Annotated in this window: 24 protein-coding genes; 6 read left to right on the top strand and 18 right to left on the bottom strand. The window is 39.1% G+C overall.

All coding sequences use genetic code 11. The features are described from left to right. Window positions 1-248 precede the first annotated feature (248 nt). The 7 genes from OC25_RS08160 to OC25_RS08130 form a co-directional block, all read right to left on the bottom strand. Window positions 249-2,024, bottom strand: coding sequence for a sensor histidine kinase (locus OC25_RS08160; RefSeq protein ID WP_039474106.1), 1,776 nt, complete (start codon window positions 2,022-2,024; stop codon window positions 249-251). Then, the gene (locus tag OC25_RS08155; protein WP_039474104.1) at window positions 2,002-2,637 is read right to left on the bottom strand and encodes a response regulator transcription factor; all 636 of its coding nucleotides are present in this window, start codon (window positions 2,635-2,637) and stop codon (window positions 2,002-2,004) included. Before OC25_RS08155 ends, OC25_RS08160 begins: the two co-directional genes overlap by 23 nt. A 153-nt stretch (window positions 2,638-2,790) precedes the next feature. Further along, window positions 2,791-3,465 (bottom strand): tRNA (guanosine(37)-N1)-methyltransferase TrmD, encoded by a 675-nt coding sequence (gene trmD / locus OC25_RS08150; RefSeq protein ID WP_039474101.1) that lies wholly within the window; start codon window positions 3,463-3,465, stop codon window positions 2,791-2,793. A gap of 56 nt (window positions 3,466-3,521) precedes the next feature. Then, complete coding sequence (locus tag OC25_RS08145; RefSeq protein WP_052266056.1) at window positions 3,522-4,853, bottom strand: DUF4419 domain-containing protein; 1,332 nt, start codon at window positions 4,851-4,853, stop codon at window positions 3,522-3,524. A gap of 69 nt (window positions 4,854-4,922) precedes the next feature. After that, complete coding sequence (locus OC25_RS08140; protein WP_052266055.1) at window positions 4,923-5,525, bottom strand: hypothetical protein; 603 nt, start codon at window positions 5,523-5,525, stop codon at window positions 4,923-4,925. 43 nt (window positions 5,526-5,568) lie between these two features. After that, window positions 5,569-6,096 carry a ribosome maturation factor RimM gene (rimM, locus tag OC25_RS08135; RefSeq protein WP_039474316.1) on the bottom strand — a complete coding sequence of 176 codons (528 nt, stop codon included), beginning with the start codon at window positions 6,094-6,096 and terminating at the stop codon, window positions 5,569-5,571. A gap of 266 nt (window positions 6,097-6,362) precedes the next feature. Next, window positions 6,363-6,923, bottom strand: coding sequence for a 30S ribosomal protein S16 (locus tag OC25_RS08130; RefSeq protein ID WP_039474099.1), 561 nt, complete (start codon window positions 6,921-6,923; stop codon window positions 6,363-6,365). Window positions 6,924-7,070: 147 nt separating this feature from the next. Here OC25_RS08130 and OC25_RS08125 point away from each other — a divergent pair, with 147 nt between their 5' ends. Beyond that, window positions 7,071-7,592, top strand: coding sequence for a 5' nucleotidase, NT5C type (locus tag OC25_RS08125; protein ID WP_039474096.1), 522 nt, complete (start codon window positions 7,071-7,073; stop codon window positions 7,590-7,592). A 59-nt stretch (window positions 7,593-7,651) separates the two neighbouring features. Here the strand turns inward: OC25_RS08125 and OC25_RS08120 are convergent, their stop codons facing one another. After that, window positions 7,652-10,726, bottom strand: coding sequence for a VIT domain-containing protein (locus OC25_RS08120; RefSeq protein WP_052266054.1), 3,075 nt, complete (start codon window positions 10,724-10,726; stop codon window positions 7,652-7,654). A 144-nt stretch (window positions 10,727-10,870) separates the two neighbouring features. On the opposite strand from OC25_RS08120, the gene OC25_RS08115 reads away from it, so the two are divergent. Further along, window positions 10,871-11,194, top strand: a complete 324-nt coding sequence (locus tag OC25_RS08115; RefSeq protein ID WP_025141635.1) for a heavy metal-binding domain-containing protein — start codon at window positions 10,871-10,873, stop codon at window positions 11,192-11,194. 83 nt (window positions 11,195-11,277) lie between these two features. On the opposite strand, the gene pfkA is transcribed toward OC25_RS08115, so the two are convergent. The 4 genes from pfkA to OC25_RS08095 all read right to left on the bottom strand — a co-directional run bounded on the left by pfkA (window position 11,278) and on the right by OC25_RS08095 (window position 15,314). Further along, window positions 11,278-12,261 carry a 6-phosphofructokinase gene (gene pfkA, locus OC25_RS08110; protein WP_039474088.1) on the bottom strand — a complete coding sequence of 328 codons (984 nt, stop codon included), beginning with the start codon at window positions 12,259-12,261 and terminating at the stop codon, window positions 11,278-11,280. A 4-nt stretch (window positions 12,262-12,265) separates the two neighbouring features. Further along, a complete protein-coding gene (locus tag OC25_RS08105; RefSeq protein WP_039474085.1) occupies window positions 12,266-13,939 on the bottom strand; it encodes a protein-disulfide reductase DsbD family protein in 1,674 nt (557 codons plus the stop codon). Window positions 13,940-14,080: 141 nt separating this feature from the next. Next, complete coding sequence (locus OC25_RS08100) at window positions 14,081-14,530, bottom strand: protein-disulfide reductase DsbD N-terminal domain-containing protein (protein WP_039474082.1); 450 nt, start codon at window positions 14,528-14,530, stop codon at window positions 14,081-14,083. A gap of 7 nt (window positions 14,531-14,537) precedes the next feature. Beyond that, window positions 14,538-15,314, bottom strand: coding sequence for a biotin--[acetyl-CoA-carboxylase] ligase (locus OC25_RS08095; RefSeq protein WP_039474079.1), 777 nt, complete (start codon window positions 15,312-15,314; stop codon window positions 14,538-14,540). A 44-nt stretch (window positions 15,315-15,358) separates the two neighbouring features. Here OC25_RS08095 and rsfS point away from each other — a divergent pair, with 44 nt between their 5' ends. From rsfS to OC25_RS08080, 3 genes are all read left to right on the top strand, one after another. Next, window positions 15,359-15,733, top strand: coding sequence for a ribosome silencing factor (gene rsfS / locus OC25_RS08090; protein ID WP_039474075.1), 375 nt, complete (start codon window positions 15,359-15,361; stop codon window positions 15,731-15,733). A gap of 28 nt (window positions 15,734-15,761) precedes the next feature. Beyond that, entirely contained in the window at window positions 15,762-17,783 is a 2,022-nt protein-coding gene (ftsH, locus tag OC25_RS08085; protein WP_052266053.1) for an ATP-dependent zinc metalloprotease FtsH, read from the top strand. Window positions 17,784-17,846: 63 nt separating this feature from the next. After that, entirely contained in the window at window positions 17,847-18,494 is a 648-nt protein-coding gene (locus tag OC25_RS08080) for a LutC/YkgG family protein (RefSeq protein ID WP_039474073.1), read from the top strand. Between the two features lie 127 nt (window positions 18,495-18,621). Here OC25_RS08080 and OC25_RS08075 read toward each other — a convergent pair whose 3' ends face one another. Further along, window positions 18,622-19,608 carry a hypothetical protein gene (locus OC25_RS08075; RefSeq protein ID WP_039474072.1) on the bottom strand — a complete coding sequence of 329 codons (987 nt, stop codon included), beginning with the start codon at window positions 19,606-19,608 and terminating at the stop codon, window positions 18,622-18,624. Between the two features lie 232 nt (window positions 19,609-19,840). Here OC25_RS08075 and OC25_RS08070 point away from each other — a divergent pair, with 232 nt between their 5' ends. Next, window positions 19,841-20,917, top strand: a complete 1,077-nt coding sequence (locus OC25_RS08070; protein ID WP_039474070.1) for a 3-oxoacyl-ACP synthase III family protein — start codon at window positions 19,841-19,843, stop codon at window positions 20,915-20,917. On the opposite strand, the gene OC25_RS08065 is transcribed toward OC25_RS08070, so the two are convergent. The 5 genes from OC25_RS08065 to OC25_RS08045 form a co-directional block, all read right to left on the bottom strand. Continuing rightward, complete coding sequence (locus OC25_RS08065; RefSeq protein WP_039474067.1) at window positions 20,914-22,401, bottom strand: tetratricopeptide repeat protein; 1,488 nt, start codon at window positions 22,399-22,401, stop codon at window positions 20,914-20,916. The genes OC25_RS08070 and OC25_RS08065 overlap by 4 nt on opposite strands. A gap of 163 nt (window positions 22,402-22,564) precedes the next feature. Further along, window positions 22,565-23,308: a zinc ribbon domain-containing protein gene (locus OC25_RS08060; protein WP_039474065.1), complete on the bottom strand. Its 744-nt coding sequence runs from the start codon at window positions 23,306-23,308 to the stop codon at window positions 22,565-22,567. Continuing rightward, a complete protein-coding gene (locus OC25_RS08055) occupies window positions 23,308-24,405 on the bottom strand; it encodes a Nif3-like dinuclear metal center hexameric protein (RefSeq protein ID WP_039474062.1) in 1,098 nt (365 codons plus the stop codon). The genes OC25_RS08060 and OC25_RS08055 overlap by 1 nt, the downstream gene beginning before the upstream one ends. A gap of 77 nt (window positions 24,406-24,482) precedes the next feature. Beyond that, the gene (locus OC25_RS08050; protein ID WP_039474059.1) at window positions 24,483-24,863 is read right to left on the bottom strand and encodes a TM2 domain-containing protein; all 381 of its coding nucleotides are present in this window, start codon (window positions 24,861-24,863) and stop codon (window positions 24,483-24,485) included. 5 nt (window positions 24,864-24,868) lie between these two features. Then, window positions 24,869-25,171, bottom strand: coding sequence for a DUF2752 domain-containing protein (locus OC25_RS08045; RefSeq protein ID WP_039474058.1), 303 nt, complete (start codon window positions 25,169-25,171; stop codon window positions 24,869-24,871). Window positions 25,172-25,294: the final 123 nt, after the last annotated feature.

The following is a 25,294-nucleotide window of genomic DNA, read 5'->3' as shown; positions in this document are numbered from 1 at the left end:
TAAACCAAATTCTTTGTGTTAAATTTGGGATTGCAATATTAGGGATTTTTTTTGATATAAAAAAACCTATTTTAATTTTTTCCACAATCTTTATGAAATCCACATTCGATTGTGTTAAATGCTTCTATTCCAAAAGGTCTGATAAGCACTTATTAGCATGCTTTTTACAAAATCAGCCTACAAAATATTCTGAAGAAATTGATATTTTCCGGGCTGTTTACAAACCGTAAAATTACGATCTTTCTCCGTTAAGCAGGAATATTAATCTGAATAATGGTACCCTCGTTTTTAACGCTATTGATTTCGAAGTCGCCACCATAGTAGTTAATCCGTTTTTCGATATTCTCCAGCCCGAAACCTTTGCTGATTCGCTGCATATCAAAACCAATCCCATCATCTACAAACTGAAAATGATAGTGTTTGCTGTACAGATAAAACTCGAGGGTAATTAAGCCCGATTGACCATGTTTTATGGCATTATTGATAATTTCGAGCGAGATGAGGTATAAATCGTAAACCCAGGGTTCATTTATTTTCTCGGGAAAATCATAACAAAAAAGTTCAATCCGGGTATCGGTTAAGCCTGCATTTAAGGTTTTAAGCTGACTTTGCAAACTGGCTACCAACGCACCATCATCAAGTGCTTTCGGCAAGATTTTATGCGAAATATCCCTGATCTCTTCTGCCAGCTCACCCATGGATTGTTTGGCCAGATTAGCATGCTCCATATCAAAAAGATGCATGATGTAAGCAATTTTACTGCCCACTCTATCGTGAATAACATTGGCAATATTTCTTCTTTCGCGCAACTGAACTTCACTGATTGTTTTCAAAGAACTTTCCTTTTCGAAAATGATTTCCTGCATCAACTCGTTGTTTTTCAAAAAGATATCGATGTAATTCCGGGATAAAACATAACCAAACCAAAAAACCTCATACATGCTAATGAACAGCATCCAGTTACTGCCAAGTGCAAATGGTATAATTTCGAAAGTTTTTAAAATTAGGCAGGCGCCCCAAACCAATTGTGGCAAAAAGGCAAATAAAGCATAAATACCCTGCGTTTTTTCGATTTTTACATGTGATAATGCCGAAATAAAGAGCAAAACAATTGAAGCCAGAAAGATGATATAACCCAGGATAAAAAAGTAGCGAAACTCAACATCCGGGTAAAACACCAACAGAAACATGGAAATCACAACCAGCGAAAAATTAATGCAGTTGAAAACAAGCACAATCTTATGCTTGATAGGTTGATTTTCCTTCAGCTTTAAAAAATGATCGAGAAAAAAGCTGAGCGCGATGTACCAGATTGCGCCAACATAAACCCTGCCTTCGCTAAAAAACCTGAACTCCGGAAACAAAATGTGTTTGGCAAAATTGGTGGTAATGGCCACATAACAGGCCGTAAGTATAGAATAGGCAATGTAATAAAGGTAAGATCGGTTTTTGGTCATGAAAAACAATATGCCGTTAATCATAAGCAGCAAAAAAACAACCCCCAGGAAAAAAGAGGTCAGGCTTATTTTTTGCGACGATCGGGCTTCCAGTTCACCCTGGTTCTCTAAACTATAATTGAAATCCAAATATGAAGTCAGTTTTTTTACCCTAACCCAAATTATTTTTTCCTGGCCTGGCTGCAAATTAAGCTCAAATGCCAGGGTTTCGATAAATGGACTCCGATTGGCCGTTCTGTCTCCAATGGTTTTAGTTAACCCGGCATCGTAAAGCGTAAGGCTATCGATATGGTTATTATTAAAACACAACCAGGTTTTAATCGGCTGCAATGGATTGTTGTTTTTAAGGATAAACCTGCACCACACAGCTGCATTTTTATTGTAGCCAATATTAACGGTATTTTGCGGGTTAAATGCAGCTAGCAGGCTCGTTGGAAGATCTTCCTGCCTCCAGGTTGAGTTGGTATCTACGGCATAGCCGGATGAAATAGAAAGTTGTTTATTGATGTTTTGTGCAAATGAGCAATAGGAGCATAACAGCAGGCTAAAGAAGTAGATTATTCTCATGAGCAAATTTGATGAGCGAACTGCTGTTGCTGATTTCCAGTTTCCGGTGGATATTTTTCCTGTGGGTGGTAACCGTTGTTATACTGATAAACAGCACATCAGCAATTTCTTTACTGGTAAGTCCTTTAATAATTAATTTTATAATTTCCTTTTCCTGTTTGGAGATCCTGAATTTATTAATAATCGGATTATCCATCGTGCTATACACACTATTACCCTGTTTATAATTTTTGTTGGTATAAAATTCCTTGCTTTTACCCGACTCTATTACCTCAATCAGCTCTTCGGCGGGCGTTTCCTTTTTCAGGAAAGCATCAACGCCGAGTTTTTTTGCCTTTTGAATCAGAAAATCTTCATAATAAGCGGTCAGGATAATCGTTTTTGTATTTTTTAATTGAAACTTTAGTTCTTCCAGCAGCAAAAAACCATCGTTATGGTTAATGTTTAAATCGCAAATAAAAACATCGGCAGCGTTTTGCATTAAATGTTGCCTGCAAGCATGCACATCGCTAAATTTATGAATGCAATAGTTGTTTCCGGTATTTTTAAGCAATTCTGAAATGCCATTTAAAAAAAGTAAATGGTCATCACAAATAACGATCTGTTTTGGCATAAAAGGAGATTGAACGCAAGTCTCCTAAAATAGCACATCGCCCGATTATTTACAACAAATTCTCTATTTTCCTGCCTGCTAAAATATTAGTGTACAAGGGAGTACGCAATACCCACTAAAGGGTATTTTTACGGGTATAAAATCCGGGAAAGCTTATTCTAGCAAATCGGGACGGCGCGTTTTGGTACGCTCAAGCGCCTGTTCGTGCCTCCACTCGTTTACTTTGGCTTCGTGGCCACTTAATAAAACATCGGGTACTTTATGCCCACGCCAATCGGCCGGACGGGTGTATACAGGAGCATCGAGTAACTCTCCCTGAAAACTATCGGAAAGTGCCGAAGTTTCATCGTTTAATACACCAGGAATCAAGCGTACTACGGCATCTACAACAATGGCCGCAGGGAGCTCGCCACCGCTTAAAACATAGTCGCCAACAGAGATTTCTCTGGTTACAAATATATCTCTGATGCGTTGATCGATGCCTTTATAATGACCGCAAAGGATAATGATATTCTTTTTAATAGAAAGCTCGTTGGCCGTGCTCTGATTTAGCGTAACACCATCAGGACTCATAAAAATAATTTCGTCGTACTCCCTTTCAGACTGAAGTTTTTCAATACAGGCAGCAAAGGGTTCGATACTCATCACCATACCACTGCCGCCACCATACTGATAGTCATCTACACTTTTTTGCTTGTTGGTAGCATAATCACGCAAATTATGCACTACAATTTCGGCAAGCCCTTTTTTCTGCGCACGGTGCAGAATAGAGTGGGCAAAAGGACTTTCCAGCAAGGCAGGTAAAACAGTTATAATATCGAAACGCATAGCGCAAAGGTAAGTCTTTAGTCTGATTCTTTAAACCAAAGTAGGTTTTTACCTTATCACTTTAGTCCTGGCCCTTTATCGTTGATAATAATCTCCGTTTTAGGAAAAAGCCTGGAAATCCGTTTTTCTTCTTCTTCGGTTATCCTCCCGTATAATTTCAAGGTTAAAATGCTGATACCGGCCAGTTTATCGGGTATTTTAATCTGATTTTTAAAGCCAAGTTCGAGCACACGCAGATTTTTAGCGTTGTACACCTCGCTGGGTATCTCTGTAATGTTGTAAACACTCAATGCATCAGATTTACTCATCGAACCGCCACCCGCTACAGGAGCACTAATGGCCCATCCAATTTCGGGTTTTAATGAAAAATCATTTTTATTTTGCTTTAAGCCAACAAAACCAGCCCAAAACTCCATTTTGTAGGTCTTTCCATCTTCTTTATTCTCCAGCACAAACGGAACCTTTACCAGCTCAGAAGCCAGTCCGCCAATATTAGAAATAGGCTTAAAGTTGGTTTTGAACCCTTTTTTATTATATGGAAAAAGCTTGGTAATCCAGCCATCTATTGTATTAATTGTTCCATAGGCTTTGGTAGTGTGTACCTTAATCATATTCATCCAAAACCCGTTATTCGCTTTGCCTTTTTTAGCCTGAATAATTTCTTTTACAATAGGCTCAAGTTCTGTGGTCCACAAGCTTAAATCGTATTGTTTAATGAATTGTATTTTTTGGAGCACCTTTTCCCAGTCATCCACAGTTCCTTCTAATGTTACCCTGGGAATACCACAACCAACTATGATAACCTGGTATACGAAGTATGACTTCATGCCATCCATCAGTGTAATTTCTGAAGCGATTTTGGTAGTAGGGGTGGTTGTGCTGAAATCGGCTGTTAAATTTTTAACAAACTTCTTTCCGGTAAATGTGCTTATCTGTTGATTAAACTGAGGAAAAAGCGCTTCCCAGTTGCTATTGGGATCACCAAGTTTAATATTGTTAGCGATCACGGTCAGCACTTTTTTACCTTCAAAATCAACCAGCTTAGACCTTAAAGCCTCCCTGTTCTGATCAATATGCCGCGCAAACCCCTGACTAATGAGCAACCAAATCATATCAGGCGATAAAACCACCGGCCGGTGATCTTTGTAGGCATTAAACAAGCCGGTTAAAAAAGGATGATCCTGATAAAACACCAGGCTATCGGGCAGGGGAGACGTTTTTTCGAAAGTACTGCGGTAAAAATCAGGGAAATCTTTACTTGCTGTTTCGGGAAGTAATTTTTCGGGAAGGGATAGTTTTTCAATTTCTACAACGGTGGCTTCCTGAGCGTTTACAGCTGCACCAAATGCAGTAAAAAATACAATTGAGAGGTATAATTTTCTGATCATAACATCGGGGTTTAAGTTATGATGCAGATTAATACAATTTCCATAATGAGAACTGCTATTTAATGCTTTTTAAACTGTCCACTGGTCGTGAATAACGGCAACGAGGTAATAAGCATTGTTGTATTTTTTAAAAACAAACCGCAGACTGGTCCAATCCAGGCCACGGTACTTTTCGTCAAAACCTTTAAAATGATATTCGGTAAAATGAAGTTGCGGATAAGTATCTTTCAGATTATCGATCGAGTTGCCTTTACCGATAATGCTATCATAGCTCTTTTGCGGGGCATGCATATAATCGGCGTTGTAAACAAACTTTTCAATGTAAGCTTTTACCCTGATCTTGATGGCTTCACCGCTACCATCTACATTGCCCCAGGTTAAAATCCAGTTTCGGTTTATGGCTTCGAGAAAGTCTTTGGCTAATACTTGTTTATGCGTAGGATCGATAAATCCATAGGGCGAAAACCGCACACCCTCAGTGGGATGAAATAGTGCGGCAAAAGCTTCGTAATCTTTAGTTTGCAATGCCGTTAATGCTTTTAAACCGATGGCCTCAATTGAATCCTGCTGAGTTACCCGCTGTATTTTTTCAGCCCGTACAGTTTTATTTTCTTTACGGTTGCAGCCTGTGATAAGCAATACCGCAATTATTAAAATAGATAAGCACCTCATAAGAGGTAAAACGGAAATCAGGCTTAAAAAGTTTCAGGCTTGATTATTTCTCTAAATAAACATCGAGCAGGCCTTCCGGCAAATCAAGCGTTAAAATCTTTTCTTCATCATCGATTTCGACAATAAAATCTTCATTTAAGGGGAAAAGAATTTCAGTTTCCTGATAAAACACAGTAGCCACAAACTGTTGGGGATATTCGTTAACTTCTAAAATTTCGCCCAGTTCACCAAGTGATTCATCAACGGCCATAAAGCCTTTCAAATCGGTATAGAAGAATTCGTTTTCATCGCGCTCAGGCATTTGCGCTATGGGCAGATACAGTTTCTTTTTTAACAAAGGCTGGACTTTGTCAATATGATCTACATCATCGAAGTTAAAATAACCCGTTTTATTGGCCTGGAGCTTGGCCGACGCCACGAAGTAAGGTACCAGTTTACCGTTCATATCTGCAAAAACCACATCAAAATTGAGTTGTTCATAATCGTCGTATTCAAAAAATACCTGAACTTCTCCTTTTAAACCTCTTGTTTTTGTAACGTAACCAACGTAAAATGCTTCTTCGTGTTTCATGCCTTTATTATTGTCATCCCCGGGATTAATCAATCGCATATTCAAAAAAAGAAGATCGTCATTCCCACGAAAGTGGGAATCTTATTCCTTATTGCTTTACGATTCCCATCCGATAGCTATCGGATCAAGTTGGGAATGACGAAACGCTTTAAAAATCTTAATTTATTCTTTCTGCCGAAGAAATTATGCCAAGGATGGTAATTTTTAATTAAAAAAATAGCGTTCCGAAATCCGGAACGCTATTTTTTTGAAACGGAATAATTTAATTATTCTGCTCCTTCTTCTTTAGTAGCTTCTGCTGCAGGAGCTTCTTCAGTTGCTTCAGCCTCAACAGCTGGGGCTTCTTCTTCAACAACCTCTTCTACAACCGGCGCATTTTTAGCTGCGATTGCTGCTGCTTTTTCTTCTTTTTTCTTAGCCTCTGCTGCTAATGCTGCTTTACGCGCATCTGCTTTAGAAGTAGCTAAACCTGCTGTTTTACCAGAGATTTTGTCTGCTTTAGCCTCTAACCATGCTGCAAATTTAGCGTCAGCTTGTTCTTGAGTTAAAGCACCTTTTTTAACACCACCTTCTAAGTGTTTTTTGTATAAAACACCTTTGTAAGAAAGAATTGCACGGGCAGTATCAGTTGGTTCAGCACCATTGTTTACCCAGGCAAGTGTTTTTTCGAAGTTAATTTCGATAGTAGCAGGATTGGTGTTTGGGTTGTAAGAACCTAAACGCTCAATAAATTTACCATCACGTGGAGCGCGAGAATCTGCTACCACTACGTGGAAAAAAGGTTTTCCTTTTTTACCGAATCTTTGCAATCTGATTTTAGTTGCCATTTCTTTTTGTATTTATGTATTCAACATAGTTCCCGGAGCTACATGCTGCGGGGCTGCAAAGATAAGTAAAATACTGTAAATTAAAAACATACTTTAATTTCTTTGTTTTCTGGATATTTACGGCCAAAATATTTGCTGCTACAAAAAATGAAAAGAATTGCGATTGACATGGACGAGGTAATTGCCGACGCCCTCGGAAAATTTATTAAACTCTATAACCGCGATTATAACGTTCCGCTCGATTTAAAAATTGAAGCCGGAAACGAAATTTACCACCACGTTCCGCAAGAAGTTAACCAAAAATGGTTCGAATACATTAACGAACCTGGCTTTTTCCGCGATATGGAAGTAATTCCTGATAGCCAGCGCGTAATTAAAGCTCTTCAGGAAAAATACGATGTGTATATTGTTTCGGCAGCGATGGAATTCCGCAATTCGCTGGTTGATAAATATGATTGGATGGCCGAACATTTCCCTTTTATTGATTGGCAGCACATTATGTTTTGTGGCAATAAAATTGTTGAGGTAGATATTCTGATCGACGACCGCATTAAAAACTTTGCCGGATTTAAAGGTCGGCCACTACTGTTTACCTCGCCCCACAACTTACTCATTACCCAATACGAACGCGTAAACACCTGGGAAGAGGTAGCAGGCTTGCTGCTTTAATTTAATAAAGCAACAAGCTAGTCTTATCTGTGTAATCTCATTAATCGGTGCAATTTCAGTTAAAAATTAAATTCTCCAACAAAATTCCCTTTTCCTCCATTCGCAATTAGTGGCATTACAATTACCTTGCGCTGCTGTTTGCCTGTTGCATATTGGGTATAAATTTCTGCGGTTACAGTTGTTGGGCCGCTTATGTTAATCTGTCTGTCGCCGTAATAATTTACCTCGATTTTATATTTTCCCTTAGGTGCTTTTTTAAGCATAAACTGCTCGGGCCCATAACCGGCAGTAAAATCGTTACTTATTCTACCCCCGATTTTTGTCCGCGAATTGCCATAATAGCCTTTTTCGCCCATTGGGTCGGTAAGCCATAAATCAATATCGGTGTCGTTTTTATTCCAGTTCAATACTACGCGTACATCAACAGGTAAAGGCTGAATCAATCTTTTATCGATATCTTTTGTGCTTAATTTATTTCCATGGCGGGCAATTAAATTGTTTATTTCGGCAATTACAATTTCTTCAATCCCCTGATCCCTTCTGGCAATCTGGCTGTTATAACTTTGCGTAATCACTTTGTATAAGTTATCCAAAGCTTTTTGATACTGGCCAATATCGGCGAGGGCCAGCGCATAATCGCGATAACTTTGGGCATCCATGGGGCGCCATTGTAAAACTTTTTGGGTAACAAATACTTCATCGTTATAATTACCGGTTTGCTTGAGTTTATAAGCCAGTGTTTTATAGAGATCTGCATTTTCAAGATCTAAATCGGCAATGTTGCTTAAAATAGTTAAAGCCCTAACACTATCTTTTTGCTGGTAAAACCAGTTGGCTACATCAAAATAAAACATGGGTGTGCTGATATAATCGGCACGCATTTTTAAATAAGCCTGATAAGCACTATCTGGTTTGCCTGTCAGGTTTTTCATGTAAGCTTTATCGCTTTTAAATTCACGCGTAATAATATCGGGCTGCCTATTTATCGGAAGAGCCTTTGTTTCTTGTACATTTGACCCTGTAACCCTATTTCGTTGCACACTTAAACCTGCAACTCTACCCTGGAGCGGGGCTAAAACTTCTTCCGCTTTTAACCGTGTTAAAGCAGCACCGGTTACGGCTTGTTTTGCCTGCGATCCATATCCAACTACTACAACTTCATTTAACTGACTCTTGTCCTCAGCTATTCTTGTTGCAGCAGAAGCGACAGCACGTGCCTGTTGCGATCTGGCCACTTCATTTTGCCTTTCTGCTGCATTAACCTGTTCATTATTTACCACAGCATTTGCAGTACCGTCTCCTTGTAAAACTACCAGCCCCGGATCGGGATAACCTTCGTTTTTCTTCTCAAGATCCTGTTTAAATTCCGTGTTCCACCAGGTTTTTAGTTCTTTGGTCATGGCTACAGCAGCGTTAAGCAAATCGGTTTTACGCTCCGCAATTGCTGTGCTGCGTTGCTTTAAAATCCTTTCATATTCTTGCCGCAGTTCAAGTGGCGGCACAATTTCGTAACGCAGGTAATCGTCGAGGTTTTCGAGTACAATTAAGCTGGTATTCCGGGTAACAATGCCAAACTGTTTACTTAAAACGCTGATATCATCTTTGTTGGCCTCATATTGAATATCCATTTCAGAGATTTTCTTTTGCGCCCAAACCCGGCTAACGTTAATGCTGCTAAACGTATGTTCAGTTCCGTTTAAGTGAATTTCCTGCTCAAACATCACGGTATTTCCGTAACCAAATTGCAGTATAAATGTGGTATTGATGCCATTTAATATTCCCGCCAAAGAAAAATTTCCGTTTACATTAACTTGCCCTAATGGATAGGTTTGGCGTACGTCGGATCCGTTTTTAATCCCTAAAAACTTCAAGTTCTGCTCGCTTAGCTGCTTAAAGGCATCGTTAACAGCCAATGTATTTAGGTTGATAAATTCACCACCTGTTTTCTGACTGATGTATTTTAAGGCACTATAATCAGCTTTCAATGCTGTGTTTATCGTGTGTACAGGTTTGTTTATGGCAATCACATTAGGTCCGAAGGTTGACAGGCCATCGCTAAACAACAGGTATTCATCAGCCTGAAAAGCCTGTGTGTTTACGGCACTAAAGTTGGTACCGCCATCATATACCAGGTTTTCGAGTTTATTTTTAAGCATCGACCAGTTTCCATTCGAAATGGTAAAGCTACCAGCCTGTTTAAAACCATTGTTTAAAAGGCCAAGCTGTATAGTTAGATTTTGTTTTTGTTTGATAATCTGTCCTAAAAGCTCGAGCTCCTTTTTTGTATCGCGCTGTAAACCACTTAAAGAGGTATCCCAGATTAAACCAATTTGATTAGACCATTGGCGGGGCCTGTTTTGCGTTTTAGGGAACACATTAACCAAAAAGTAGTAGCCTGTAGAAGCTTTTTGCATCTGAACTTCGGGTAAATCGCTGCGTTTGGGCAGATTTATAGTTAAGCCATGTTTAGGCTTGAAATTATTTTTATTGATTTCGCCAACATAGGTGTTTCCGTTAGCTTTTAAATTAAAACTGCCATCAGGCTGCTCGTTAAGCTCTGGTTTTAAAACACTTTCAAAAACGGTAGTTTTTAAGGTAAAGTTTTCTACTGCCTGGTCGTAATCCAAAGGCAAATGGTAGCGTAATGCATCTCCCTTATTAAAGCCGAGTTCTTCTTCATAACCAACAATAATGGTTCTGCTGCCATTGGCAGGAAGCGGATAAATTCTCGTCCTGAAATTATTGCCTTCTACTTTCTCCAAAAGCCCCGGATCTACCCTCCGGCGCTCAATACTTTCGAAAACCTCGGTAGCTTTGGCTTTTTCAACCGGTACTGCTTCGCGCATTTTACCGTTAATATCTAAAGCGTACCGGCTAATGCTAACACCCTCAGGCATAGGAAAAGTTAACTCGCCTTCCAATATGCGGTTGCTATTGTTATAAAAGGTCATGGTCATAACCGTGGTGGCAATATTTCCGGTAATTTGCACATCGATATTTAGTTTTTTAAGCTTAACGGCCTGTTTTTGTGCTTCATTTTCCGTTTGCTGAATTTTAAGTACGGGCATCTGGGCCTGCGCAAAAAATACAATCAAAAGGAAAAAGGAGAGGAGAAGGGTTTTAGCAGGTTTCATAATTATCAGTTTTTTATACTGATGCGAAACCGGATAAGATTACATAAATTTATTTTTCGAAATGCGGAAATGTCTTAAAGAAGGTCTTTAAAATTTTTGTAACATTTGAGCAGGATTATATTCTAATTATAAAAAACTGAAACTATGTTAGTAACCACAACGCCTACTGTTGAGGGCAGAAAAATTGTAAAATATATTGGTTTAGTTACCGGAGAAACTATTATTGGCGCAAATATTTTTAAAGATTTATTTGCAGGGATAACCGATATTGTAGGAGGCAGATCGAGCTCTTACGAACGTGTTTTAAGAGAAGGAAAAGATACGGCTGTTAACGAAATGCAACAATATGCAGCGGCACTTGGTGCGAATGCCATTGTTGGCGTAGATTTAGATTATGAAACAGTTGGTAGCGGTGGCAGCATGCTAATGGTAAGTGCCAACGGTACGGCAGTAATTTTAGAAGATTAAGATATTTGCTTATAGCGAAACTAAGCAAAAACAAGAAAGTCTTTCCGGTGCGGGAAAGACTTTTCTTTTTATGTCTTATTTGATTAAAATGAAAGGATATCAATCATTTTTAACCATTTGGTACTTACTTTTTCGGCATCGATGTGCTTAATGGCATGTTCGAAAGGTGTAAAAACAATCTCGCGGTTTACCTGACCGATCATCACCCCATTTTCGCCTTTAATTAGCGCTTCTACAGCCGCAACACCTAGCTGACTTGCTAAAACGCGATCCATACAGGTTGGCTTTCCGCCGCGCTGGATATGGCCTAAAATAGAAACTTTAGTATCGTAATGTGGATATTTGGCCTGCAGAATTTCGCCTACCCTAAAAGCGCCTCCGGTATCATCACCTTCGGCAACAATAATAATTTTAGATGCTTTATCTCTGCGGCTATGCTCCAGTTTGTGCAAAATATCATCGGCATTCATATTCGCTTCCGGAATCATGATGGCTTCGGCACCAACGCCAATACCACTTCTTAAGGCAATTAAGCCCGAGTCGCGTCCCATCACCTCAACAATAAAAAGGCGATCGTGCGATTCAGCAGTATCCCTGATCCGGTCAACTGCATCGATAACGGTATTAATTGCCGAATCGTAACCGATCGTAAAATCGGTACCCGCAAGGTCGTTATCAATGGTACCCGGTAAGCCTACCACCGGAAAATCGAATTCTTTCGAGAAAATATTCGCTCCGGTAAAAGTACCATCACCACCAATTACAATCAGCGCATCAATTCCTTTAGCCTTTAGGTTTTCGTAAGCCGTTTTACGACCTTCAACTGTCCTGAAAGCTTCACTACGTGCGGTTTTGAGTATGGTACCACCGCGTTGGATAATGTTGGCCACAGATTTCCGGTCCATGGGGATAAAATCATTGTTGATCAATCCTTCGTAACCACGGATAAATCCGGTTACTTCAATATCATAATAAATAGAAGCCCTTACTACGGCCCTGATTGCGGCGTTCATACCCGGCGAATCACCGCCTGAGGTTAAAACACCAATATTTTTAATTTTGCTCATTTGTTTATTTCTTAGCAAACTCTGATAATCCTTTATCCAGATATTGCAAATATTTGTCGATATCAAATTCAACACCAATTGGTGGAGAAACTAATTCCTTTTCATCGGTACCCAAAAGTACATAATATGGCTGCGAAATGGTATTAAATCTTTCAGCTTGCAGGTGTTTAAATTTCTTTCCAACCGTATTTACTTTGGTACCCAGTATTTTAGAATCAAATTGTTCTGCTACCGGCAAATCGGTTTTATCATCGGTATAAAGCGATACGACCACATAATCTTCTTTTAACCTTTTAAGCACCCTTGGATCAGACCAAACCCTGGCTTCCATTTCGCGGCAATTTACACAACCATGTCCGGTAAAATCTAGAAATAACGGTTTTTTTACTTCCCTCGCATAAGCAAGCGCTTCTTCATAATCAAAGAAACCATCAATGTTGTGCGGGATGTGTAAAAATTCGGCGTATTTTCTTTTGGGGTGACTTGAAGTAGCCTGACCAGCTCCCGATCCACTATCCTGACCAATAATAAAATCCTGTGTTGAGAGTGGTGGAACCAAAGCACTAACAGCTTTTAAAGGTGCTCCCCATAAGCCTGGAATAAGGTAAATAGCAAATACAAAAGTAGCTGTAGCAATAAATAACCTTGGAACAGAAACGTAAGCAAGATCGCTATCGTGCGAGAATTTGATTTTGCCCAACAGATATACACCTAAGATTAAGGCTAGAACAATCCAGATGGCTAAGAAAATTTCACGGTCTAAAATACCCCAGTGATAAGCCAAATCGGCTGTTGAAAGAAACTTTAAAGATAAGCCCAGCTCAAGGAAACCTAGAAATACTTTAATCGAGTTTAACCAGCCACCTGATTTTGGTAATCCCGTCATTAAGCTTGGGAAGATGGCAAACAATGTAAAAATTACGGCTAATGATAGCGAGAAGCCAAACATCACCACTACCGGTGTCAATAAATCGGTATTAATGGCTACTAAAGATGTTCCAATTAGCGGACCGGTACAAGAGAAAGAAACAACAGCCAGGGTAGCGGCCATAAAAAAGATTCCACTTAAACCTTTCGAATCTGATTTGGCATCGAGCTTATTTACAAATGAGCTTGGCAGGGTAATTTCAAAAGCACCTAAAAAAGAAACACCAAAAACGATCAGTATTAAAAAGATGAAAATATTAAAAAATCCATCAGTAGAAATCTCGTTTAATGCACTGGCGCCCCAAATCAGCGTAATTATTACGCCTAAACCAACGTAAATTACAATAATCGATAAGCCGTAAATAATAGCACTCCTGATTCCTTTTGCTCTGCTTTCAGCACGCTTGGTAAAAAAACCAACCGTAAGCGGAACCATCGGAAATATACATGGGAGGAAAAAGGCTGCAATACCGGCCAAAAGACCTAAGCCAAAAGTTACCCATAAAGATTGTTTGGGCGCTGCATCTTTTGTTACAACAGGAGCTTTATCAGCTTTAACCGTATCCTTTTTTACCGAATCTTTTACCAGATTATTCGCTGCACTATCCTGTGCAGATCCAACTTCGGTAAAAACAATATCATCGGGTGGAGCTGTAGCTGTGGTATCTTGCGTTACAAGTGCGTAACTTTTAACAGCTGGTAATGCAATAAACATTGCCGCCATCAATAACAATAATAGAACCTTTTTCATTTGTGCGCTTTGTGTGTGTTTTTTATGAAGGCGTGAAATTAAGCATAATTTTATTAACCCCTTTTTACCACACTGAGATTTTACTTTAAAAAGAAACAGTCCCGAGTTCGTCGGGACTGTTTATAATTATTTTGTTGTCAACTATTTAACCGGAATGCTAAATTCAACCTCTTCTGGTGGAAGACACTGTTTATCGTTACAAACCATAAATTCTACTTTACCTTTTGCAACTGTTGTTCCTTTATTTAGCTTAATTTTTTGCTGAAAAATAACAGATCTTTCAAAATAGCTTACATTCATTTTAAAAGTACTCTCATATTTCACAACCGCTTTAGGTTCGATGGTTTTACCAACCAAACTAAAATCTTTAGAAGGAGCAAAGGTAAAAGTGGTTTTTACCGGACCTCCGTCTTTAACATTCTGAGAATAAATATGCCATCTGTCTTCGATAGTAGCCTTTAGGTATATTGTAGCTTCGTTATTTCCTGTTTTCTTTGCAGAATATGCCCAGGTAACCGGCTTTTCAATTTGCGCAAATGCACCAGCAATGGTAAAAAGTACCATCGAAAGCACCAGTGAGATTTTTTTCATTGTGTGTTTATTTTGTGTGTGTAAATTCTATTTCTTTAAAGTTAAAGCTTTTTAAGCCTTCAATGGTATCAACCTTTAACCTGCCATTTTCTTCAATTCCACTTATCGTACCTTCAAAAATAGCTCCATTATTTTGATATAACGCCTTAACTCCGAAGTTATACAGTTTGCCAAGGTAATCATTTTGTAAAATACTGTACTTCCCGACTCTCAAAATTAAGTAGTATTTTTCCATAAATATGAATATTTTCTCCATAATATCCATTAAAAACGTTTCAGTTTGTAAAATTTGAATGACCGAAGTGGCTCTTTGACTGATATTTTCGGCAAATTCGAGCTGGTTTACATTTAAACCAATGCCAATTACAGCCGCCTTTATGGTATTACCTGTCAGTGTGTTTTCAATCAGGATTCCACCCAGTTTTTTGTCACGATAATAAACATCGTTAGGCCATTTAATACTCAATCCCTCTGGAATAAAATGGCTTAAAGCCTCGTTAACGGCTAAACTAACGGCCATATTTAAATAAAACTGTTTATCAAGCGGTAAAAACGTAGGCTTTAGTAAAATACTGGTGCTGATATTTTTCCCGGCCTGGGTTTGCCAAACACTTTGTTGCTGGCCACGTCCGGCAAACTGATTATCTGCCATAATTACAGTACCTTCGGCTAATGGCTCGGATTTTGACACCAATTCTTTTAAAAAGTTATTGGTAGAATCAACTTCTTTTAATTTGATTAAATTTTGACCAACAAATAGTGTCGAAAAAGTGTTATTTTGCAAGTGTTGAATTTATAATATTGTAATTCCAAAATTAAAGCATTTTAATGGTAAAAAAGAAAATAGTAGCCCTTTCTACATACCTTTCTGAGTTGGCTGTTCACGGCATACAAGAGAAAAAGGGGGAAGATATAGTGCGGTTAGATCTTAGAAATATCCATACATCGGTAGCTGATTATTTCATTATTGCCAGTGCCAACTCCGGCACGCAGGTAAAAGCTATTGCCGATAGTGTAGAAAAAGAAATATATAAAGCCACTCAGGTAGATCCAAGACACAAAGAAGGTTTCGAATCTGCCGATTGGATAATTCTGGATTATTTTGATGTGGTTGTGCACATTTTTAAGACGGAAAAACGCCATTTTTATGGCATTGAAGAACTTTGGGGGGATGCAGAAAGCACAAATTATCAAAGCGCATAACCTTATAGAACCATTTTGACAAAGACAAATGAACGATAATCAAAATACCAACGAAAACAACAAACAGGGAAAAAGATTACCTAATATCCCGAAGAAACCACAAAAAGGATCAAAATTTAATATTTTTTGGGTGTATGCAGCAATTATAATTGCCATTATTGCCGCTCAGTTCTTATTTACTACCGATAGTGGTAAAGAAGTAAAATACGATACTTTTGAAAGCCAGATGCTCTTAACCGGCGACGTTGACCGGATTGTGGCTTACCAAACAGAAGACCTGGTTAAGGCTGAAGTTTACATTAAAAAAGACAGTTTAGATAAAAAACCTCAATATAAAGCTTACAGAAGCACAAGCTCTTTGGGTATGTCGAGCGGGCCAACCGTTTACTTTACTTACGGCGGAAAGTTTGCTGATTTAAGAGCTGCTTTGGCCGAATCGCAAAAAGCATTACCTGCAGGCAGAAAAGCGATTACTTTCAGTTCTGAGAACAGAAGCAATCCTTTAGCGAGCTGGTTTTTAAGCATTATTTTACCTGTATTGCTTTTAATCGGTTTCTGGATTTTCATGATGCGCAGAATGGGTGGCGGTGCCGGCGGTGGCGGCCAGATTTTCAGCATCGGAAAATCAAAAGCTACACTTTTTGATAAAGAAAGCCAGGTAAACATCACCTTTAACGATGTTGCAGGTTTAGAAGAAGCTAAAACCGAGGTGATGGAGATTGTAGATTTCCTTAAAAACCCTAAAAAATATACCGATCTGGGTGGAAAAATCCCGAAAGGAGCATTATTGGTAGGCTCACCAGGTACAGGTAAAACCTTACTGGCTAAAGCTGTTGCTGGCGAGGCACAGGTACCATTCTTCTCTTTATCGGGATCTGATTTTGTTGAAATGTTTGTAGGGGTAGGTGCATCACGTGTGCGCGACCTGTTTAAACAAGCTAAAGATAAATCACCATGTATCATTTTTATTGATGAGATTGATGCAATTGGCCGTGCACGTGGTAAAAACGGTGTAATGGGCGGTAATGACGAGCGCGAAAACACGTTAAACCAGCTTTTGGTTGAAATGGATGGTTTCGGCACCAATACCCATGTTATTATTTTAGCTGCTACCAACCGCGCTGATGTTTTAGATAAAGCCTTATTAAGAGCTGGTCGTTTCGACAGACAGATTTATGTTGATTTACCAGATGTTATTGAGCGTAAACAGATTTTCGAGGTACACATTACACCTTTGAAAAAATCGGAAGAGTTAGATACCGAATTTTTAGCTAAACAAACACCTGGTTTCTCGGGTGCCGATATTGCCAATGTTTGTAACGAGGCCGCATTAATCGCAGCGCGTAAAAATAAATCGGCAGTTGATAAACAGGATTTCTTAGATGCGGTTGACCGTATCGTGGGTGGTTTAGAAAAGAAAAACAAAATTATTACCCCAAGTGAAAAACGCGCTATTGCCATCCACGAAGCAGGTCATGCAACTGTGAGCTGGTTATTGGAGCACGCTGCGCCTTTGGTTAAAGTTACCATTGTTCCACGTGGACAGAGTTTAGGTGCTGCCTGGTACCTGCCAGAAGAACGCTTAATTGTTCGTCCGCACCAAATGTTGGATGAAATGTGTGCCACAATGGGCGGTAGAGCAGCCGAAAAGGTAATGTTCGATACCATTTCTACAGGTGCTTTGAGCGATTTAGAGAAGGTAAATAAACAAGCCAGGGCCATGGTTACCATTTACGGTTTGAATGAGAAATTAGGAAACATTACCTATTACGATTCGTCAGGCCAGAACGAGTATAACTTCTCTAAACCATACTCAGAAGATACCGCTTTAACTATCGATAAAGAAATTTCAGTACTGATTGAAGGCCAATACCAAAGAGCAATCAACTTACTTGAAGAAAATAAAGACAAGCTAATCCAGCTGGCTGATATCTTAATCGAAAAAGAAGTTTTATTTAAAGACGATTTAGAAGAGATTTTCGGAAAACGGTTATTCGAAAATCAAAGCGAAGGCGGAAACCCAGGACATATTACTCCGGTAGAAGCATAAATAAATAATTGCAATGATTACATTTGCTATCCTGGTTTGCACCAGGGTAGCATTTTTTTTACAATGAAGGATAATAATACAACGGCCAAAGAACAAATACTAAAAAAGATAAGGAAAGCATTATTAGAAAAGCGCGAAAATCCTTACCCAAATTTAGAAGAAAGTCAACTGTATAAAAAAAACACAGAGGAGCTGGAAGTATTATTTGCCGAACAACTCACAGCCATTTCGGGTAATTTTATCTTCTGCGAAGACGGAATTGATTTTTTTGAGAATATGCTGCAGCTGGCGGATAAATTTAAATGGCGCAAAATTTATTGCTGGGAGCCCGAATTACAACAGTTTTTAAGCAAATACGAATTCCCCTTTTACCAAACCGATAAAGATTTTGAGCAGGCAGAAGTGGGGATTACCCTTTGCGAAGCGCTGATTGCGCGCAACGGAAGCGTAATGGTAACCAATCAAGGCGCGGCCGGCAGAAGGCTGAGTATTTTTCCGCACCACCACATTGTAATTGCCAAAACCAGTCAATTGGTTTTAGATTTGAAAGATGCTTTTCAGCTACTGAAAAATAAATATGGGAACCAGATTCCTTCCATGATAAGCAACATCACTGGCCCAAGCCGCACAGCCGACATTGAGAAAACGCTGGTTTTGGGCGCACATGGCCCTAAAGAACTCTTTGTATTTTTAATTGATGACTTTACCTAAGTCACAGATATAATACCGGTTACGCTCAACAAAACAACTCGCAAATGATGGGAATAGTCGAACAGCCATTCCCACCAAAAACATTCTTGTTTACCCATTTGTTTGCACGAATAAGTCTACTGCTTAATTATCTGCCACTGGCAAATTTCTTTACAATCATTTCTCCTGCATCGTTTAAGCAATACACGTCTTCATCATAATTTGAATACCTACGCATAAGCATCGGCTTTAATCCCTGATCCTCTAATTTGCGATGATCAAAGGCTACATAAATTTCAACATTTCTCCGGTCCTTATCCAGCGTGATGGTTTTCTTTGTTTTAGTATTGTAAATGTCAACTTCCTGGATTCTTCTGTAGTTATAGCCCCAACTAGAGTCCTCACCAAAATCTTTACTTCTACCGATTACGAAATAATCATCTTTTAGGTGAAAAATTGTACTGATGCTATTATCATTAAAAAGCCGTTTTCCTTTTAGGTCAACTATATCTGCAATCTTTCTTGTTTTTCCATTGGTTAAAGTGTTTTCCTCATTGAAAACCACGATGCCCATATTTTTTGGGAAATTATTTTTATTATCACTAAAGGCCCCGAATGTGCTGTAATAATCCTTGCTTTTCAAAACCGTGTCACCGTTTTCGTTCAGAAAGTAATTTAAACGATTACCGCTCATCGACATTGAACCTGGATAATCAGCAAAAAACAATACGTCTTTTGTTGGCTTAGCTGGTGCTTTCTTAACAGGTGTTTCTGCTTTTTTTTCAGGTGCTACTCCTTTGGTTTTTCCCATGGTAACATACACTTCTGTTACTTTGTTCCTTTCTGCGGTTTCTTTATTCAGTTTTTTTAAGTTCGCTATGCTTTCAGCCCTTAATTGAGCATTTCTGATCTTGCCTGCTTCATAGGCGGCTTTATCATCAGCGATTTTCTTCTTTCTGGCGTCTTCCCTTTCTTTTGCACAAGCAGGGCACATTAATTTTCCTTCAGCATTGTTTGAGCCTTTAGGCGCAAACTTGCAGTTATATCTGGCATACTCGCTTTTAGAAATATGCGATTGGGCATTGGCTGTATAGACACAAAACAGCAATACCAGTAGGGACAATAATTTTTTCATTTTAGTTTCGTTTATCACCGTAAAAATACAGCGGGAATCACCTAAAGCTAAATACCCATTATGTGGTATATTAGCTCATGTGCAGAAGCGATTTGGTTAACCATCCTTTAATCTGGTTTGACAAAAGTCTGCCCGAGAAAATAAAGCAGCTAAAAAATTAATTTATTTTAGATTACCGAATTTAATTGATAGTTTTATACTACATACCGTTTTAGTATGCGGTATTATAATTATGAGCAAAGTAATAAATACGGTAATTGCCGGCACTGGAAGTTATATTCCACAGAATATCATTTCCGGTAATGAATTCTTAAATTGTACGTTCTTTGAGAACGGGAACCGGTTAGAGAAGGAAACCTCAGAGATCATCGATAAATTCTCGGAGATTACGGAAATTGTAGAAAGACGCTATGCCTGTCCGGAACAATTGAGCAATCACATCGGCGCAAAAGCTGCAGAAAAAGCTATTGAAAATGCCGGGATTGATAAAGAAACCTTAGACTATATTATTTTTTGCCATAATTTCGGCGATATTCCTTTGGGCAGCAACCGTAGCGATATTTTACCCTCACTGGCTTCGAAAGTTAAGCAGCAGCTGGGCATACATAACCCCGATTGTGTGGCTTACGATATTATTTTTGGCTGCCCTGGCTGGGTTCAGGGTTCTATTCAGGCCGATTATTACATTAAAAGTGGTGATGCCAAACGTGTATTAGTTATTGGAGCGGAAACACTGAGCCGTATTATCGATCCACATGATCGTGACAGCATGATCTTTTCTGATGGTGCAGGAGCCGTAATCTTTGAAGCAGAAGAAGGAGAGGAGAAGAAAGGAATATTAGCCCACAAAACCGAAACCCATGCCGTAAATTATGCCAATCTCTTAACCATGGGCAAGGGCTCGCACCCCGATGAAACCAGCGGTAATTACTACCTTAAAATGAACGGCAGGAAGCTTTATGAGTTCGCCGTGGTTCAGGTACCCCAGGTAATTAAAAAAGCGATAGATAAAGCCGGATTGAGCGTAGAAGACATTAATATCGTATTTGTACACCAGGCCAATGGTAAAATGGATACCGCCATCATGAAACGCCTGTTTAAATTATACGGCAAAGATACTGTACCCGAAAATCTGGTGCCTATGACCATTTCCTGGCTAGGAAATAGCTCGGTAGCTACCGTACCTACCTTGTTAGACCTCGTTTTGAAAGGACAGGTTGAAGGTTATAAAGTAAAAGCAGGCGATGTTGCGGTTTTTGCTTCTGTTGGAGCAGGTATGCACATCAACGCATTTATACACCGTTTTTAATTCGATAAGCGTTTTAATCCGGCTTTTGCCTGGCTTTCAATACTGTTTTCAAATTCGTGGTTTTTCATGGAAATGGCTGTATTGAAAGCCTCTTTTGCTTTTGCAGTATTCTTTTTCTTCTCGTAAACTTTTCCCATTTGCAGGGCAGCATTTGCAGCAAAATAGTATTTTAAGTTTTTACCCTGATTAATGGTAGCCTGGTAAGCTGTTAATGCCTGATCGTCGCGACCTAAATCATCATAAATCCGGCCCAAACGGTAGTTAAATTCTGTCTTGTCCCTGTCACTGGTATAATCGGCTGTTTTTTTATCGTCCAATACCTGCAGCGCCTTATTTAAGTAACCACCATCATATAATAATCGGGCTTTAAGCAAATCAATAGCAGGTGCTACACCAGCCGCCTCATTTTTGGCCTGCTTATCTTTATCATGATACAAATAACCCGAATTAAGTGCTTTGTTTGCATAAGCGGTATAGCCTGCTTTATCGCCTTTTAAGAGCGCAATCCAGCCTAAATGCATGTTTGCATCACGAATATAATTTACGCCCTTATTCGTTTGCAAAAAGCGATTAAAATAAGTTGCAGCATTAAGATCCAGTTTATTCAGGTGCGCAACACCTTCGAGGTAATCGAGATAAGGAAAAGGCTGGTAAACGCCTCCCTCAGGTTTTTTAGCTAAAATCTGAATGGCTTCTTCATTATGCCCCGTTTTTATACTTACGTAACTTTGTAAATAGCTCTTTAATAAGCTGGTATCTGCAATCCGCTCGGTGTATTTCATCATTTTGGCATAAGCCGAGGGGCTATGCGCCACATCAGTGAGCACATAAGTGTAATAAAAAACCACTTCTTCGTAAAAAGGCTCGTATGATGAGCTTGCTAAACTTTCGGCCAGCTTATCAAACATATTTAAACCATTCTGAAGGTTTCCTTTTATTCCAAATGTGGCCAATGTGCTTTTCAACGCACCATCAGGCAAATTACCCAACACAGCATTAACCAAACCTAAACCTTTTGCGTTTAAAGGAAAATTTGGAAACTTTTTGCTGTTCTCCTGTAAAAGGCTGTTGGCCCTTTTAATTTCCATGGCAGCATTAAAGAACTCGCCAAAACGGCCATGAATTAAAGCCCATTGCAAATTAATTTCGGCCTGGGCATAAAGATAGTAAGGCGAACTCTTGTCATCATCAGAAATCTGGTCTAAACGACTTGATTTATTGCCTTTTAAACGGTCGAAATCTGCTTTACTCTCTGAGGTAATGATGGTAAAATAATCAATATAGTTTTCCAGCAATGGAATGATGGCATTATTGGGTCTTTGCTTCTTTTCTGTAGCAATATAAGCCCGCGCATTGCCAAGTTTTAGCTCGAAAATACTTTTGTAGGCCTTTAAACAATTGGCGTTATAATCAAAGTTTGCAAATAATACAGATGGAAATATCAGAAGAGAGGTAAGGAAGGCAAAACGTAAGCTTTTAATCATGCTGAAAAAGGGATTTTCTTTTAAGTTAAGCTCGCCAGGGCAACAGCTTTCACATTAAACAAATATCTACAATTAACGTTAAAATGATCAGGTTGTTTTGCCTGTAAACAAAAAACGTCCCGGTTTATTTACCGGAACGTTTTTAAATATGCTGTCAAGCTGATTAAGCTTCTGCTACTTCGTGGGTTAATGCTTCGTCAACCAAAATACGACCGCAGTGCTCGCAAACGATGATTTTTTTACGTTGACGGATATCCAACTGACGTTGAGGCGGAATCTGGTTGAAACAACCTGAACATGAATCGCGATCGATAGTTACTACAGCTAAACCGTTAACCGCATTTTTGCGTAAACGTTTGTAAGCAACCAATAAACGATCTTCAATTTGAGTTTCAGCCTTATCTGCTTTTTTCTGTAAATCCTGCTCTTCTTTTTCAGTTTCTGCAGTAATTACATCAAGTTCAGTTTTCTTTGCTTCTAAATCTTTCTTTCTGCCATCTAAATCAGCTTTAGCCGAATCGTAGATTTCAGTTTTTGAATTGATTTCGAAACCGTGTTCTTTAATTTTCTTTTCAGATACCTGAATATCTAAACCCTGAATCTCAATTTCTTTGGTTAAAGCATCGTATTCACGGTTGTTTTTAACTTCTTTTAATTGAGAATCGTATCTTTTGATTGCAGCTTGTGCATCTTTGATGGTATTTTTACGGGTTACGATCGAATCCTCCAAATCATCAAGTTCGCCTTTGATTTTTGAAATTCTGGTTTCTAATCCTAAAACGTCATCCTCAAGATCTGCAACTTCCATTGGTAATTCGCCACGTACCTGACGGATCTTATCAATTTTTGTGTGGATATTTTGTAATTCGTATAAAGCCTTTAGCTTTTGTTCTACGGTTTGTTCCATTAAAACAAGTAATTTATGGGGTTTGTATTTTGCTCCGTTAAACGGATTGCAAAGTTAGTAAATTTTTTTTGAATAATTTCAAGCAATAAATTTGAGGTAAATTGTTCAGTTTCAAAGTGTCCGATGTCGGCAATGATCAGTTTTTCCTCTGCGTCAAAAAACTCATGATATTTGAAATCTGCAGTAATAAAAGCATCGGCGCCAGCTGCAATCGCTTCCCTTAAAAGGAAGCTCCCGGAACCACCGCAAACCGCTACTTTTTTAATCCTTTTGTTCATAACTTCGGTATGCCTAACCACCCGCGCCTGCATCCTGTCTTTAACCAGGTGTAGAAAATCGTAGCCATCCATATCATACTCCAGCCAGCCCACCATACCCGATCCTACCAGCTGGTGTTTGTTCTCCAGTTTGTAAATATCGTAAGCCACTTCCTCATAAGGATGGTTTTCGAACAAGGCAACCAATATTTTGCGCTCTGCCTGAGTTGGGTAAACCATTTCAATGCGCACTTCAGCTTCTCGGTGGCGAATACCTCTTTCGCCAACAAAAGGATCGCTTTCTTCGTTGCCTTTAAAAGTGCCAAAACCATCTGCATTAAAACTGCATTCACTGTAATTGCCAATATTTCCCGCCCCCGCATAAAACAAAGCCGAACGCAATTGTTCTGCCTGCGCCTGTGGGCAATAGGTAACCAACTTTTTTAACAAGCCGGCTTTTGGCGAAAGCACCTTGGTACCTGTTAAACCCAAGCGCTCGCAAATACGGGCATTTACCCCGGTATGGATACTATCCAAGTTGGTATGAATAGCATAAAGTGCGATGTTATTTTTTATCGCTTTGAGTACAACACGCTCTACATAATTTTTGCCATTCAGCTTTTTTAAGCCTTTAAAAACGATGGGATGATGCGTAATAATCAGGTTGCAACCAGTAGAAATGGCCTCATCTACAATCTTTTCCACGCAATCTAGCGCTACTAAAGCAGCCCTGATTTCCATATTCGGATCACCTACAATTAAGCCCGAATTATCGTAATCTTCCTGATAATTAAGGGGTGCAATACTTTCGAGATAATTGGTTATTTCGCCTAATTTCATGTGTTAAAGATATAAAAAAATTATAGCCCGGAATTCAAATCCCGGGCTATAATGTAGAAACGAATATCAGTTTTCTATTAAACCTTTGGCGCAAATCCGCCACCCATCCTTACCATTTGTAAGCTTTCGAAAACCATTTTCTGGTTGTGCTCAAAGGCAAGGGTTTTGTGGTTTACCACATCGATGATTGATCCGATGAAACAAAGACCGGCAGTTAAAAGATACAAAATACCCATACCAATCTGACCGATGATGAATCTTTGCAATCCCGGAACAGCGAACAATCCGATCAAACAGAAGATCAACATATCCGAAGGATTTTTTCTTTTGCTGCTGTAAATCATTAAGAAATTGCGCAACTGCTGCTCATCTAAACCTGTAGTTGCCTGTTGTAAGTATGAGTATTCATCTGGTGTTATACCTGGTAACGACATCAGAGGTGATTGAAATATATCCATGGTGTTTATCTGTTTGAGGTTAAAATTTTAAATGTTTTTATCTTTTTTGTTAGTGTATAAATTCTGTAAAGTATAATCAAAAGTGCCGGAAACCCGAACCAATGTTCGGCAAAGCTCTCGGTAAATTCGCCATGGAAAATATGACTGATCGACCTGCCAATCCCGCATCCCGGACACCAGCCCTCATAACCTAAATTAGCCAGCGGACAAAGTGTAAAGTGATGCTCATGGCTATTTGCTGTTGCCAATAACACTAATGCTGTTACCCAGAAAACAAGTTCTAACGGAAAGCGCTTAATGTTGCTCATTGTTTCACTTTTTATATAAATTAGAGGCTATACCACTGCCTTTGTTACATCAATTTGCCCTTAATCGACGAATGGGGGATATATTTCGACCAAACTTGCGATACAATCTAAGAATGAGTGGTT

This window comes from Pedobacter kyungheensis (assembly GCF_000812965.1).
GTDB classification, from domain to species: domain Bacteria; phylum Bacteroidota; class Bacteroidia; order Sphingobacteriales; family Sphingobacteriaceae; genus Pedobacter; species Pedobacter kyungheensis.
The sequence above is the reverse complement of the archived record's forward strand: the minus strand, read 5'-3'. Positions and strand labels throughout refer to the sequence as shown.